16 protein-coding genes are annotated in these 15,039 nt (G+C 35.5%); 8 read left to right on the top strand and 8 right to left on the bottom strand.

The features are described 5' to 3' along the window. Window positions 1-49: 49 nt before the first annotated feature. The gene (locus tag KBP46_RS17290) at window positions 50-760 is read left to right on the top strand and encodes a diphthine--ammonia ligase (protein WP_216443789.1); all 711 of its coding nucleotides are present in this window, start codon (window positions 50-52) and stop codon (window positions 758-760) included. Window positions 761-971: 211 nt separating this feature from the next. Then, entirely contained in the window at window positions 972-2,084 is a 1,113-nt protein-coding gene (locus tag KBP46_RS17285) for a serine hydrolase (protein WP_253297071.1), read from the top strand. Between the two features lie 17 nt (window positions 2,085-2,101). Here KBP46_RS17285 and KBP46_RS17280 read toward each other — a convergent pair whose 3' ends face one another. Together KBP46_RS17280 and KBP46_RS17275 are read right to left on the bottom strand one after the other, a co-directional pair. Next, complete coding sequence (locus KBP46_RS17280) at window positions 2,102-2,821, bottom strand: hypothetical protein (RefSeq protein ID WP_216443788.1); 720 nt, start codon at window positions 2,819-2,821, stop codon at window positions 2,102-2,104. After that, on the bottom strand, window positions 2,818-3,141 hold the full coding sequence (locus tag KBP46_RS17275; protein WP_123279028.1) for a PadR family transcriptional regulator: 324 nt from the start codon (window positions 3,139-3,141) through the stop codon (window positions 2,818-2,820). Before KBP46_RS17275 ends, KBP46_RS17280 begins: the two co-directional genes overlap by 4 nt. A gap of 81 nt (window positions 3,142-3,222) precedes the next feature. On the opposite strand from KBP46_RS17275, the gene KBP46_RS17270 reads away from it, so the two are divergent. Further along, window positions 3,223-3,747 carry a 2'-5' RNA ligase family protein gene (locus tag KBP46_RS17270; RefSeq protein WP_216443787.1) on the top strand — a complete coding sequence of 175 codons (525 nt, stop codon included), beginning with the start codon at window positions 3,223-3,225 and terminating at the stop codon, window positions 3,745-3,747. A 30-nt stretch (window positions 3,748-3,777) separates the two neighbouring features. Here KBP46_RS17270 and KBP46_RS17265 read toward each other — a convergent pair whose 3' ends face one another. Next, on the bottom strand, window positions 3,778-5,136 hold the full coding sequence (locus KBP46_RS17265) for a M64 family metallopeptidase (RefSeq protein WP_216443786.1): 1,359 nt from the start codon (window positions 5,134-5,136) through the stop codon (window positions 3,778-3,780). Between the two features lie 2 nt (window positions 5,137-5,138). Continuing rightward, a complete protein-coding gene (locus tag KBP46_RS17260; RefSeq protein ID WP_147367601.1) occupies window positions 5,139-5,624 on the bottom strand; it encodes a hypothetical protein in 486 nt (161 codons plus the stop codon). Between the two features lie 100 nt (window positions 5,625-5,724). Between KBP46_RS17260 and ruvC the strand changes: the two genes are divergently transcribed. The 5 genes from ruvC (at window position 5,725) to KBP46_RS17235 (ending at window position 9,256) form a co-directional block, all read left to right on the top strand. Next, window positions 5,725-6,279, top strand: coding sequence for a crossover junction endodeoxyribonuclease RuvC (gene ruvC / locus KBP46_RS17255; protein ID WP_034692903.1), 555 nt, complete (start codon window positions 5,725-5,727; stop codon window positions 6,277-6,279). 155 nt (window positions 6,280-6,434) lie between these two features. Continuing rightward, on the top strand, window positions 6,435-7,505 hold the full coding sequence (locus tag KBP46_RS17250; RefSeq protein ID WP_062675697.1) for a DUF4407 domain-containing protein: 1,071 nt from the start codon (window positions 6,435-6,437) through the stop codon (window positions 7,503-7,505). A 174-nt stretch (window positions 7,506-7,679) separates the two neighbouring features. Beyond that, window positions 7,680-8,273 carry a phage tail protein gene (locus KBP46_RS17245; RefSeq protein WP_062675696.1) on the top strand — a complete coding sequence of 198 codons (594 nt, stop codon included), beginning with the start codon at window positions 7,680-7,682 and terminating at the stop codon, window positions 8,271-8,273. Window positions 8,274-8,278: 5 nt separating this feature from the next. Then, window positions 8,279-8,962 carry a T9SS type A sorting domain-containing protein gene (locus tag KBP46_RS17240; RefSeq protein WP_123279024.1) on the top strand — a complete coding sequence of 228 codons (684 nt, stop codon included), beginning with the start codon at window positions 8,279-8,281 and terminating at the stop codon, window positions 8,960-8,962. A 96-nt stretch (window positions 8,963-9,058) separates the two neighbouring features. Continuing rightward, window positions 9,059-9,256 (top strand): KTSC domain-containing protein, encoded by a 198-nt coding sequence (locus tag KBP46_RS17235; RefSeq protein ID WP_123279023.1) that lies wholly within the window; start codon window positions 9,059-9,061, stop codon window positions 9,254-9,256. Window positions 9,257-9,310: 54 nt separating this feature from the next. Here KBP46_RS17235 and KBP46_RS17230 read toward each other — a convergent pair whose 3' ends face one another. The 4 genes from KBP46_RS17230 to KBP46_RS17215 all read right to left on the bottom strand — a co-directional run bounded on the left by KBP46_RS17230 (window position 9,311) and on the right by KBP46_RS17215 (window position 15,033). Beyond that, entirely contained in the window at window positions 9,311-11,179 is a 1,869-nt protein-coding gene (locus KBP46_RS17230) for a GEVED domain-containing protein (RefSeq protein WP_216443785.1), read from the bottom strand. A 348-nt stretch (window positions 11,180-11,527) separates the two neighbouring features. Beyond that, window positions 11,528-12,988, bottom strand: a complete 1,461-nt coding sequence (gene guaB / locus KBP46_RS17225) for an IMP dehydrogenase (RefSeq protein WP_120232676.1) — start codon at window positions 12,986-12,988, stop codon at window positions 11,528-11,530. A 241-nt stretch (window positions 12,989-13,229) separates the two neighbouring features. Continuing rightward, complete coding sequence (locus KBP46_RS17220; RefSeq protein WP_216443784.1) at window positions 13,230-13,733, bottom strand: DUF4252 domain-containing protein; 504 nt, start codon at window positions 13,731-13,733, stop codon at window positions 13,230-13,232. A 13-nt stretch (window positions 13,734-13,746) separates the two neighbouring features. Continuing rightward, entirely contained in the window at window positions 13,747-15,033 is a 1,287-nt protein-coding gene (locus tag KBP46_RS17215; protein WP_228432409.1) for a DUF4252 domain-containing protein, read from the bottom strand. Between the last annotated feature and the right edge of the window lie 6 nt (window positions 15,034-15,039).

Raw genomic sequence — 15,039 nt, 5'->3', positions numbered from 1 at the left:
ATTTATAATACATGAAATCTCCCTATTTTTGGGAGATTTTTATTTTACAATGAAACCAAAAGCTTTATTCAACTGGAGCAGTGGAAAAGATTCTACCCTTGCTCTTTATAAAATACTACAGGAAGATCAGTACGAGATCACTACACTGCTTACCAGCATCAATCAGGAATTTCAAAGGATCTCTATGCATGGAGTTCATGTATCGCTTTTAGAAAAACAAGCGGAAAGCCTCGGAATCCCATTAACCAAAATGGAACTCCCTAAAGAACCATCCATGGAAGAATATCAACAGATCATGAATACAACAATGACTGAAATTAAGGCACAGGGCATTACTTATTCAATTTTTGGCGATATCTTTCTGGAAGATCTGAGAAAATACAGAGAAGACCAATTAAACACTATTGGCATGAATGCAGTATTTCCTCTTTGGAAACAAAATACCTCCAACCTCATCCATGAGTTCTTAGATCTTGGTTTTAAAACTATCGTAACCTGCGTTAACGGATCTTACCTTGATCAAAGTTTTGCCGGACGAATTATTGATCAGCAATTCATTGATGACCTTCCTGAAAATGTTGATCCATGCGGAGAAAACGGAGAGTTTCATACTTTTACTTTTGATGGTCCCATTTTCAAAAATCCGATTCAGTTTAAAATTGGAGAAACAGTAAAGAAAACGTATCCCAGACCCAAAACATCTCCTGACAAAGAAGATGGAGAGTATGTTTTCTGGTTTAGCGACCTTGTATTAAAATAGGCCTGTGAATTTTCTTCCCCATGCTTTTAAATGTACCATTTTTATCGCAGGAGAATTTTATTAAGACTAAAATTGTCCACAAATATTAATTCAATTAGCACTAAATTGCTCCGGAACCTCATCCTAGCACGCAATTTGCTTCCCTTAATGCTCTTCAGGATATTTTAGTATCTTTAAGAATATCAATCATCATTTAAAAAATACAACACCTGTGATCAAAAATTTATTATTCCTGTCTTTTTTCTGTTTTTTATCTTCCTGTACCACAACTGAGGTTCCAAAAATTGCCCCGGTTGATAAAAAAGCAATCATTGATTCTACCATTGCTGCTTTTCAGAAAACCCTTTTAGAGCAACAGATTGATTCCACTTTCAAGAAATATCATTTCAATGGAAGCATAGCTGTTTTTAAAGATTCTATACCTCTTTACAGAAGGGAAAACGGTTATTCAGATTTTAAAAGTAAAAGTAAAATTGACAGCAATACTATTTTTGCAATCGGATCTGTGAGCAAACAGTTCACTGCTGTTCTGATTCTGCTCCAGATGGAACAGGGAAAACTGAATGTAACAGATAAAGCGTCAAAATACCTGAAAGAATTTCAAATCAAAGAATATGAAAACATCACAATTCATCAGCTATTAAATCATACTTCCGGTTTGAATCTGATGGGTGGAAAACTGATGTTCAAAAGTGGATCAAATTTCTTTTATTCCAATGATGGATTCAATACTCTTGGAAAGATTGTCGAAAAAGTTTCTGGAAAATCATATGATGAGAATGTATCGGAACTATTCAAAAAAGCAGGAATGTCCCATTCTTCAACAGGAAATACTTTCAAAGGAAATAATTTTGCCAGTGCGTATGTCGGGACACCTGCCAAATTCTCAGAAGTTCCCAATATGCCGAAAAGATTAGGCGGATCAGAAATCGGGATACCCGCTGGAGGAATACTATCTACGATTCAGGATCTTCATTCATGGAATAAAGCTCTCTATGGTGGAAAAATTTTAAAACCGGAAACCCTTAAACTCTTCATGGCAAAAAGTTCAGAAAGGCATCATGCTATTTTTGGAAAAATGGGTTACGCCTATGGAATTATGCTTAATATCGGTCAACCCAATTCTTATTTCCACAGCGGCTATATAAAAGGTTCTCCTTCCTTAAACATCTATTATCCGGATACCAAAACGTCTGTGATTATTCTCTCTAATATTGCCGATGAAGAAAGAGGAAAAGGAGTGATCTTCAGACCTCATATTGAAGTGAAAAAGATCACTGATCATCTTGAGAATACACTGAACCAACTTCGATCAAAACATTAGTTTTAGCACCCATTTGTTTACACGAGCTTCAGGAATTCCTGCATCTTGACTAAATTCTTTTTATGCTCAAGAAAATTGAATACCGCAAAAGCAAGAGTTGCCTGTAATACAAAAGGAAGAATTAAGGTTACCAGAACCCCGGCAACATCTGCATAATTCTGTTCTCTGAAAAACTGGTAGGCATGTTGCCCGTTCCTTATGGCCACCTGCGTCATGGAGCTGGCACACACAACCATTAATCCAAGATTCTGCTGATACATGGTATAGAGACATTTTCCTTTGTATTTAAAGTCTGCTTTTATATACTTCCAGATTTTGTGATTAAAAATCCATATCAATATTGTTGTCACTACAAATGAACCATTAAGAAGTCGGAAAAACAGTTTATATTCTTCCTGATTTCCTGCCATAAAAATTAGTAACAGATTAACAGCAAATGCCAGAGCAGCTACCATCAAAGATTTTTTGAAAATCCCTTTGTATTTCTCCCGGATAATTCTTTTGGCAATCAAAGGAATTTTTGTAGGATAAAATAAAAAATAATTAACCATTTTAAACTCATTGCTCCATGATTCTTTTACCTTCAAGAAAGCTTCCTCAAAATTGATATTCTCATTGCTTTGAATATCCAAAATCTGACTGATCATATGATCTCTGATTTCTACCAGAATATCCAGAGACAACTCTTGAGCCACCAGATAATCTGTAATTTTATTTTCCTGTGCTTCAGTCATCATATGTTAAATATTGTCTGTAGGTTGAGTAAATAACTTTTCATCTCAGTTTCCTGTTCTGCCTGTTGTTTTTTTCCTTTTTCAGTCAACAGGTAATATTTCCGGTCTCTCCCATTAATCTTTTGAATTTCGGAAGTAATCATTCCATCGCTTTCTAATTTATGCAGTAATGGATAGAGCGCACCTTCTGTCATTTCAAGTTCACCCAAAGTAAGTTCTTTAGCTCTTTGAGTAATCTGATAACCATACATCTTCACTTCTTTCGAAAGGAGCTTTAAAATAATATTCTGTAAAGTACCCTTATAGAGACTATTTTTTTTCATAGAATGGTTTAAATACCTTACAAACTTATGCATAATTTTCTTATGTATTAAAATTTAATTTAAAAACTTTTAATTTGTCATATGAAAAAAATGTACTTCATAGCCATTTACCCTCCTCAGGAAATTATTGAAGAAATAAAAGTTTTTAAACAGGATCTGGCAACAAATTATGCCAATTCCAAGGCTTTGAAAAACGAAGCACATATTACACTCCTTCCTCCCTTTTCGAGAGAAATTGAACTGGAAGAAGATATTCACATTGCTTTTCAGAAAATCAATACAGAAATTACACCTTTTGAAGTAGAACTGGATGGCTTTGGAAGCTTTCCCAACCCTAAAAATCCTGTACTCTATATTCAGCCAAAAGAAAATATTCAATTAACAGAGCTTTACCACAGGGTAAAGGAGCATTTTAATTTTGCTCAATATTCTTTTCACCCGCATATGACTGTGGGATTCAGAGATCTGACTTGGGAAAATTATCTTAGAGCATGGGAAAAATATGAAACCAAGGAGTATAAAACTAAATTTATAGTTGATAAAATTCTCCTACTTCGCCACGATGGACAATGGGTACCTGTAGCAGAGAAAAAACTGGAAAAATAAAACCGGCTATTGGAGCCGGTTTCGTTTCATTTATTCTTTGATGATCTTCTGAGAAATAATCAGGTTTTTATTTTCTTTTACATTCAACAGATAAGTACCTGCGGGATAGTTTTTAATATCAACCTTTATAGCAGAATCATTCAGTTCAAATCTTGATGGAATGAGCTTTCCTGAAGCATCATAAACTTCTACTTTCACCTCTTTTGAAAAGACCTGCTTGCCTTTAATTAAAAATTCTCCATCTGTTGGGTTAGGATAAATACTAAAACGCCTTTCTTCAGCTTTTATCTCTGAAATTTTAAGCGTAGTCTTGCTCAAAGTCCAGGAAACATTGGTTACATGAAGTGTACTGTGATTGTCAACTTTCAAAAGCGGATTGTTATCCACTACCGAAAGAGTCAGGGTATTACTTCCATTGTTAAGTTGTCCCGGAGTTATCGTAATGCTACTTCCTGTTTCCCCAAGAGCCGTTCCGTTTAAACTCCAGGAATTAACCAGCGTATTCGGGATGGGTAGGATTTCATTGACAGTGAAAGTAACATTGGATGTAGCATCCACAGTGGTATTATTTGCCGGGGTATAGGAATCTACAGGAGAAACCAGACTATGAATTTTTTCAATAATTGCCTCTTTACATACGGAGCAGAACTGTTGATTAAGATATCTCATTTCGCAACTCTGATGCGGTCTGAACCAGGTGGGACTCTCAGCATGGGCATAAACTCCTACTCCATTCAATCCTACCCAGTTTTTCCATTTTATCGTTGCCGGGTTAGAATTCTGAGTTTTATTGGGAGATTCCAGTGAACCTGAAAACCAATATTCATCGGCTAATTTACCAAAAGAATGCCCCAGCTCATGTACCACAATTTCATTGGAAGAACCATTGAGTGAAGCAAAAGCATAAGTTCCTCCACAACCTCCATATTCTGTAGAGTTACCCAAAACATAAGTAATATCATAATCAGGAATGTTGGCTGCCAGAACCTGTCCTACTTTATTGGTTGTATTACTGTAGATGCAACGGTGAACTCCTACATCGAAAGTAGACCCAAGATAGTTATTGGGATTGGTTACAGGAATTACGGGCTCGGTAACGTCTGTCGCCGTTCCGGGATGCTTTACTCCGGATTCGGTAGAGATTACTTTTACGGCATAGGCATTAAAGTAATTTTTATATTCCGTATACGGACTTTTTGTAAAAAGATAATTGACTGTATTCTGAGCAGATGTTGTAAAGGCAGCTTGCTGTGCAGAGGTAAATCCGTCTCCTAACACGGCAATCACAACTCGTTTACTGTTGTCTCCATTCTGTAAAAGAGGAACAGTCTCGAATGACTGTGCAAAACAACTGCTTCCGATTAAAAGGGATAATAAAGTTTTTTTCATAATTATAGTTTTTGTGTGAATAATACTTGTATTCCATCATCAGTTGCTTTTTCAATCTTTACTGACTTTACGTTTTCAGAATAAGAAAACCGGGCACTGAATTCCGTATTTTGAAGGGAAGCTTTATGTCTGGAAATTCCTTCTTTTTCATATACCTCCAGTTCAGGATTAAAAGGATCTTTCACAAGCTGTTTAACTACTTCTTTTCCATCAGACCCTATTAATGTGATTACAAGATCACCCTTACGAACATCATCTCTATCAAAAGAGGGTACATGTTTTAGTCTGCCGTCTGCAATTTTAGTACTTTGAAGTGTAATTTTTGCATTTCCTGAGTAATCTTTATCCGCCTTGAAAAACAGATAAATAATCCGGTCGCTCTTTGTTGTAACGATTTCTGAATCCTTACTTTGAATTAAACTACTTTCCTTCTGAAAGCTGCATAACAAAAAAGCAGGAACAATAAGTACATTAAATACATTTTTCATAATCATTTTTGTTTAAAGTTACTAAAGTTTTAAATAAAAATGGAAATCATTATCAATACTTTTTTACACTTAAAACATAGAAAGTCATATCTTTGACGCAATGATTTCAGAGAAAATAATTTTAGGAATTGACCCGGGAACAACGGTAATGGGATTTGGTATTATCTCCGTAAAAAAAGGAAAAATGGAGATGGTCTCTATTCATGAACTGATCTTAAAAAAATATCCCAATCACGAAACCAAGCTTAAGTACATTTTTGAAAGAACCCTGTCTCTTATTGACGAGTTTCATCCTGATGAAGTCGCTCTTGAAGCTCCCTTCTATGGAAAAAATGTACAGAGTATGCTGAAGCTTGGACGTGCTCAGGGTGTTGCCATGGCTGCCAGTCTTTACAGAAACATCCCTATTACGGAATATTCTCCAAAAAAAATCAAAATGGCTATCACTGGAAATGGTAACGCCAGTAAGGAACAGGTAGCAGGTATGCTTCAAAACCTTCTTAAATTAAAAGAATTTCCTACAAAATATTTAGATGCTTCCGATGGTCTTGCTGTAGCAGTATGTCATCATTTTAATTCCGGAACGATAGCAGATACCAAATCATATTCCGGATGGGAGAGTTTCTTAAAGCAAAATCCTGATAGATTGAAATAGTTTTCCATCTTCATTTTGCAAATTTTCAAAATTAAAAAAATTAACATCCTCAAAAACAGAATTTTATATAAACACACACAATTACTTGGTAAAACATAATACTATCTTTTACATTGGTATGATTTTTAGTACTACCTTTGTATAAATTTTCAGTTATGAAAACAAACCAACAAACTATAAATCAAGGGACTCATAAAATAAACTGGTTCCAAAAGTTTCTGATGGTATGTTCAGGCGGGAACATCCATATTTTAAGAAAGACTCCGAGTGAATGGAATAAGTTTTCCGGCATCGGAGGTATTGTCCTTTTCACTGCAGTATTCGCCACTTTATCTGCAGGCTATGCTATGTATACGGTTTTTGATAATCTTTGGGCTTCTATAGGATTTGGAATTCTGTGGGGACTAATGATTTTCAATCTTGACCGTTATATTGTTTCTTCCATCAAAAAAACAGGAACATGGTGGAATCAGATTCTGATGTCTATCCCACGCCTCATTCTTGCAACCTTTCTGGGAATTATCATTTCTAAACCTTTAGAACTTAAAATTTTTGAAAAGGAGGTGAACAAACAGTTGAATACCATTATTCAAAGAAATAAAAAGCAGTTACAGGGTGAAATGAATGGTAGGATTCTTCAACAAAGCGGTCCTTTTGAAACAGAAAAGCAACAAATTTCAGGAAAAATTGCTCAGTATCAGCAGTCGTATGACTCTGCTTCTGTAGAGCTTGAGAAGGAAATCCTGGGTAAACAATCGGGATTAACCAGTGGAAAAGAAGGTTATGGCCCCAATGCCAAACGTAAGCAACAATTAAAGGAACAACGCCGATTGGACCTTGAAAACTATCAGAAACAGGCTGCTCCCAGACTGGAATATCTGGATAAAGAAATTTCCAAGGTATACACTAATCTGGAAACAGAAAGAAAATCTACAGAAACTTTTGAAGATAAATTCAATGGTTTTGCAGCAAGACTTCAGGCATTGGATGAGCTTGGTAAAAATTCTGCGATCATTGGACTTGCAGCCGCTTTTATCATGGGATTGTTTATCTGTCTTGAGATTTCTCCGGTTCTGGTAAAATTAATCTCTCACGTAGGGCCCTATGATTATCTTTTAGAAAAAACAGAAAATGATTTCAGGTTGTATTCTAAAGAGAAAATTGAAAAAGGAAATGCTCTGACTGATTTCAGAATTGATGATTTTAAGGATAATCTGAAAAATTAAAATGATAACTTATTCCCATCATCCAACCTTAAACATTAGAGAAAAAATCTATAATAAACCATTTTTCAATAAATAAAATCTAACCTTTTGTTATATAACGAAAGGTTTTTCTTTTAATTAAGTGTTTTATGTAAAATATTTTTTAATTTTATATTACTTAAAATTCTTGCTATCATGAAAAACTTAATTTTTGCATGTACACTGCTGATAGGCAGTGCATTTGCTCCTGCTCTAAAAGCACAGGCATCAGAACCATTTTTAGGGCAAATAGCCTTTGTACCTTATAATTTTGCTCCAAAATACTGGGCAGAATGTAATGGGCAGCTTCTGCCCATCGCTCAAAATCAAGCACTTTTTTCATTGTTAGGAACCACTTATGGAGGAAATGGGACAACCACATTTGCCTTGCCAGATATGAGAGGAAGGGTACTTGTTCATAACGGACAAGCTCCGGGAAGTCCTACCACATACACCATGGGAGAAACCGGAGGAGCTGAAAGTGTAACACTATTGATAACACAAATGCCAGCTCACAATCATACTGTAAATGCCGTAACGGCAGAAGGAAACCAAAGTACTCCAACAAATAATTTACCTGCTGACACAAAAGGGCTCGATAAAGAATATTCCGATACAGCTGCTAACACTGTAATGAAAAACACAATGGTAGGAAATACAGGAGGAAGCCAACCTCATGAAAACAGACCTCCATTTATTACCTTGAAATGTATTATTGCATTAGCCGGAGTTTTCCCATCACAAAATTAATAACTATGAAAATTCTTTACTTATTATGCCTGATAGCAGGAAGCACAGCTTTTGCGCAGACTATAACTTTTAAAGGATGCATTAATCTGTTTGATGATCAAACTTTTATTTTTAATAAAACCGGGGTTGACACCAATAACAAAAGCATCTATGTAACGACTCCTGTTGACGGAGAGCCATGCAGCGGCCTGGGAACCTGCGAATTTAAAATACAATGGAACAACACTCTTACAAGATGGGAATTTCTTGCTGATGAAGGATATGGTACATTTACAAATCCTAAACTTGTTTATTACAATTCAACGGGAAATAATTCAGTCTCTTTTCCTCCTGGTAACAACATTGGAAGCTGGGTTGAAAATACGGCATTTACAACCGGGCTTTGCAATGGAAATCTTACTGCAGGAAATTCTACCATGACCGGTGATGTGCAAACCACAACATTAGGAACTTCGGAACTTACTAAAAATAAAATTCAGATCTTCCCTAATCCTGTGACTGATCTCATCAGTATTAGAGGTATCGACGACGGAACGTCAATCCAGATTTACACTATTGACGGACGTCTAGTAAAGTCTGAAATGTTTGATTCTAAGATTGATGTTTCACAACTCGCTCCCGGAGGATATGTACTGAAAATAAATACCCGAAATTTTCAGACGCATCAATTTAAATTTGTAAAAAAATAAGGTACTGTTTTTTTAAATAATCAATTATTAAAGCTTTCGGGATCTCCGGAAGCTTTTTATTTTAAGATAAGGAATGTTTTTTGCATAAAATACAGTATGCCTTCAAGTGTCGTAAATCATTTCATTTATTTCCAAGAAACTGAAATATTGAGAATTATATATCAGTCGGGGGCTGTTTATGACTATTTTAAAGTACCTTCTACTATTATAGAAAAGTTTGGAAAGGCAAAATCTAAGGGACAATTTCTTAACATAGTTATTAAGCCCCAATTTAAGTATATAAAAATTGAATAAAAAATGTCTCCATTACAATGGAGACATTTATATATATTTTAAATGATAATCATTTTATTTGATAATCAACTTTGAAGACTTACTGTCTTTTCCATTAGAAACCTGAATCATGTAAACTCCTTTTTCTAATTGCTGGTCTACTTTGAAAACACCATTTCCTTCTTCAGATACAGATGGACTTGATACCAGTCTTCCTGACATATCAGAAATAGAAACCTTCAGATTCTTACCATTTTTAGCTTTAATGAAGATCTTATCTCCGGTTGCTACCGGGTTAGGATAAACTGTTAAATCACCATTATCAGCTTTCACTTCACTTGTTCCTAGGTTGGTAACAAATTTTACTGTATAATCTTCAACCTGTCCGTATTTTAATTGTCCACAAGGAGCCATGTTAGCATTCTCATCATCTACAAGGACTCTCATTCTTAGAGGAGTATTCAATACTACTGAAGCCGGAGCTGTAATCGTAGTACTGTAAGTACCAATTAAAGTAACAGGATCTGCAATAATATTATCAGCCGAACCTACAAGTTCAGAAGCTTCAAATGTTCCGTTATTATTATAATCAATCCATACTCTTACATCATTATATGAATCTGATACATTCACCTGAAGATTATGAGTTCCAGTAGCAGAAAGCTCAGTTGATGTTGCTCTCAAGCAGCTAGCTCCTGTATAATCTTCATAGAAATTAGCAGCACTCTGCCAATATCCTGTTGATGCATTATTGATATTTCCCAGTTTTACTAAAGTTGGTCCTACAAAATAATTACTTGGTGTTGTAATACCTGTTGGATTACATGTAGCTGCAATAGGAGTTCCAATAGCCGATCCTGCAGAAGGAGCTGTTGCTCCTAATGAAGTACTTAGCCCTCCTTTCATCAGGAAGAAATAAAGAGCTGCTCTGTCATGTTGCCCATTGGTAAACTTAAATGCTGTTGGGTTTGTATAGTTCATCATATTATACTGTACTCCCTGATAGTTCACCCCTGAACAATAATTCATATCATTATTGGTAGGTGCCGGAAAATCATTCAGCAAGCTTCTTGATCTTTCTGTATCACAAACCTGATCATCATCATTCTCACAGTTACCAGTAGTTGGTGGACAGAAATTAGTAGTTGTATCTCCTTGTGGTGCATCCGGGTTTACATTTCCAAAAGTATGAAGTAATCCCATACTATGTCCAAATTCGTGTGCCAGAGTAATATCATCCTGTAGTGTAACGACAAAAGATTTCATAAAGGATTCATAAGAAGAATCAGGATTTTGAGGTAATCCTGCCCATCCCATAATACCATAAGTACCACCGCCATCTACTTTATTCATAATATAAATATTGAAGTAAGATGCTTCCGGCCAGTGAGGAGCAATTGTTTTTACCTGTGCTGTTGTAACTCCATTGGCTCCGTTACGCTTTACTCCATAAGTATCATATCCAGTAAGGACTCCTCCATTATATCGAATAATCCCCGTAGTAGCATTACAGCTAGGGTCTCTTTTAGCCAACACCAATTTAATCGGCATCGTAGCAGCATTACCAAAATCTGCAGGAACTCCCTGCGCCCATTGATAAGTACCTGCATACATTTGATTACAATGATCCAACCAAGCCTGAATTTGTGCATCACTCTTATTATAAGCTGAACCAATAGCAGCACCCGTAGGTGCTATTACGTGTACAACTACAGGAATTTCATAAACTCCATTTACAATTTTGTACGCACTTCCATTTTTAGCAGTAGTATTTTGATTACTGCTAATAACTTTGTTACGGATATTACGAATCATTTCATCAATTTCCGCATTCTGTTTTTGGTGTACTCTCTGTTCATTATCAAAGTCACACCAATCTTTTTTTTGTTGTGCAGATACTGAAAGGGATAGTAACAAAGCCCCACAAAGGATAGTTCTCTTCATTTCACTAATTTAAAAAATTAAACAATTTGCAAATTTACTACCTTCACATCCTTAATCGTGATATTCACAACTAAAACAAGCAATAAATTTAAAATTTTATTACAGTTAGTAGAAAAAACCTAACTATTGTTACATTTAAATTAAAAAATAAAATTAACACAAAACCCAACTGAGCTAATTTTATTTATATTATAATTAAAAAACACAGAAAAATAAAAACAAATTGACAATTTAAAAAATAGACATTTTAAAATCAACACCCTATCAACCAAATCATTAAAACAGAATCATAAAATAAAAAAACCGCACAAATTGTGCGGTTTTTCATATTTAAATTCAATTATAATTTTATAAAGAATAATTCGGAGCTTCCTGTGTGATAATGACATCATGCGGGTGAGATTCTTTCAGTCCGCTTCCGGTAATCATAACCAGTTTTGAGTCCCTTTGAAGGGTTTCAATATCTTTTGCACCACAGTATCCCATTCCGGCTCTTAAACCTCCTGTCAACTGGAAAATAACATCTTCCAATTTTCCTTTATGCGGAACTCTTCCTTCAATTCCTTCCGGAACGAATTTTTTAGCTTCACTTTGGAAATATCTTTCTTTACCTCCTCTCTTCATTGCTGAAAGACTTCCCATTCCCTGGTAAGATTTGAATTTTCTTCCCTGGAAGATAATTTCTTCTCCCGGAGCCTCATCTGTACCTGCTAAAAGTGAACCTAACATCACAGCACCTGCACCGCTAGCGATAGCTTTTACAATATCTCCGGAAAGCTTGATACCTCCGTCGCCAATTACTGCTACATTTTGAGATTTAGCATATTCATAAACGTTATAGATAGCAGATAACTGAGGAACTCCAACTCCGGCCACTACTCTGGTTGTACAGATAGATCCTGGGCCTACTCCTACTTTCAATACGTTTGCTCCTGCTGCAATAAGATCTTTTGCGGCATCTGCTGTCACAATATTCCCTCCTACAATATCAAGGTTAGGATATGCTTTTCTGATCTCTGAAATTTTATCTAAAACTCCTTTTGAATGACCATGTGCAGAATCAATTGCTACAATATCAACTCCTGCCTGTACTAAAGCCTCAATTCTCGTTAATGTATCTTCTCCTACTCCTACTCCTGCTCCTACAATAAGACGACCATTTTCATCTTTATTGGCATTAGGGTACTCCAACTGATTATCGATATCCTTGATAGTAATTAAACCTACAAGTTTGTTATCTTTATCTACGATAGGAAGTTTTTCAACTCTGTTCTTAAGAAGGATTTCTTTTGCCTTTTCAAGATTGGTATTTTTGTCTGAAGTGATCAGATTTTCTTTGGTCATGATCTCTTCTACTTTCATATCAAGATTTTCCTGATATTTTACATCTCTGTTGGTAATAATTCCGATCAGGACATTATCGGGATCTACAACCGGAAGACCGGAAATCTTATATCTTGACATAAGATCTTTAGCTTCCCCTAAAGTATGATCTTTAGATAAAGTAACCGGATCAGAGATCATTCCGTTTTCGGAACGTTTTACACGGTTTACCTGAGCTGCCTGCTCAGCGATTGTCATGTTTTTGTGGATAAATCCTAACCCTCCGACTCTTGCTAAAGCAATGGCCAGATCAGCTTCAGTAACAGTGTCCATCGCAGCGGAAACTATCGGAACATTCAGCGTGATTTTGTCGGTAAGTCTTGATTTTAATGAAACCTGGTTAGGTAAAACTTCTGAATAAGAAGGGACTAGAAGAACGTCATCGAAAGTGATGGCTGTCTCTACAATTTTGTTATGAATAGACATCTTTACTTTCTTTGCAAAATTAGGTTATTTTAGTGAGATATGAAAATCCTTTTTGATAGTTTAAATAAAAATTAATAATCAATAACTTAAATCAAAAAACCGTCCTTTTATCAGAACGGTTACGGTACAAAATAATTGAATAAGTTTGAAACTACTTTATTTATACGTTAAATATGAACATTGAAGGTCTGTTTCATGAGGTTTCCATTTTCATCCAGGTTGAATTCTTGAGGTGATATGATTATTTATCAGAAACAGAATTAATCATTTTTGAAATATCATTAGCCGTAAAACTTCCTTTTACATCTACAAAAACCATTTCATTCTTGCTGGAACCTACAGTGATCAGCATATTTTTAATGATCTCTCCGTCCTGTTTTACTCTAATGTTGATATCTTCTCCATCATGTTTTATGCTAGCCCACTCTTCATAATGATTGTTATTCAAAAACTGAGCATAGTCATTTAGCATTTCCTTACTCCCATTGGTTACAGTAAGGACTTTTATTTTAGAGGCTTTCTTAACCATATCTATGGTCTCTTCACCTTCTCCTTCTTCTCTAAGGGCTTTCTTAATATAAGATTTAGCTAAAACCATGGGCACATTAATACTTGCAAACTGTGCGCCCTTGAAATCATATTTTGAATTCTGAAAAAAATCTATATTCGGCTTTTCTGAGACAATACATGACTGCATCAGCCCAATTGTCAGAATCACGAGAAAAATGTTTTTAAAAGTCTTCATAGGTTAGTTTTTTTTATTTGATTTGTCTGAGGCTTCCTCCCGAAATTTTGTCCACTTTGGCATCTAGCTCAGGATTTCCTTTCAGTTTTACATCAGCTCCTGAAGAAACACTTACTTTTAATTTGTCTGTAACAAGTAAGGAAAGACTTGCTCCTGAAGTAGATTCTGCAACTGCTGTGGTAATCTTAAGGTCATCGGCTTTACACGAAGCACCGCTACTCGTTTCTATTACTGCAGAAACAGCTTCTCCGGATAAGTTTACACTTGCTCCGCTTGAGGTATCCAAAGCCAGCTTCTCTGTGATAAGTTCTGCATTCACAACAGCACCAGAGCTCACTGTAACAGCGGCAGCTTGTTTTACATTGAAAGCTCCTTTAATAATAGAACCTGATTCTGCATCGATCTCCATGCTATTCTCATTAACAGTATCTACAGCTGTAAAAATACTTCCCGATGAAGTTTTTATACCGTGAAGATTAGGAGCCGAAACGTTCACATTAAGATTTTTAAATCTAAGATTTCGAACGCCTTTATTATCCACATATATTTTCAGCACTCCGTTTTCCACTTTAGTGATGACATATTGAAGTTTATCTGCATCGGCAATCACTTTTACACTTCTGTTATTTTCCTGCTTGAAGGTAACATTTACTCCCACGCTGGCATCTATTTTTGAAAACTCACCTACATTTCTGCTATCTCCATTCAGGTAAGAAGATGTATTCTCTGAAGTAAGGCTGCTTTTCATGGTACTTGTCACAGAAGAAGTAATTGTTTCGCCGGAATTAATGATTTTGTTCACATCTGACAGTTTCATTTTTCCATTAAGAATAAAAATAATATTCTCTTCTTTGGAATCTACATTGAACACAAGATTTTCCAGATAATTATCTTTTTCTTCTTCGGCCAGGAACTTCATGGAAGTACCATCACTGCTCATGGACATCAGTTCATTGAAATTAAGAGATCGTAGAGCTTTATTTACCCGATCCGTCTTCTCTTCGTTCATTCTTATATTCGCGAGATTTTCATCCTTTAAACGATCCGGGAATGTTATTTTGGGAATGATCAGGATTTTCAACCCTTCTACTTCGTTCAAAATTGGTTTTATCTTTCCTACATAAGCATCATTAACATCAATGGTATTCAGTAGTTTGAACATTGGCTTCTTGATATTGATAGATGTTACTCCTCCATTTTTTTCAAAATCCTGAAAAAGCTTGTTCAGTTTGTCAGTCTGTGCAGAAGATGTTGCAAAACTGCTTAGCATTATGGCTATTATAAAAAATATTTTTTTCATGAGATT

This window comes from Chryseobacterium sp. PCH239 (assembly GCF_018924625.1).
Lineage (GTDB): Bacteria > Bacteroidota > Bacteroidia > Flavobacteriales > Weeksellaceae > Chryseobacterium > Chryseobacterium cucumeris.
Note: the sequence above shows the minus strand (reverse complement) of the source record. Positions and strands in the feature narration are given on the sequence as shown.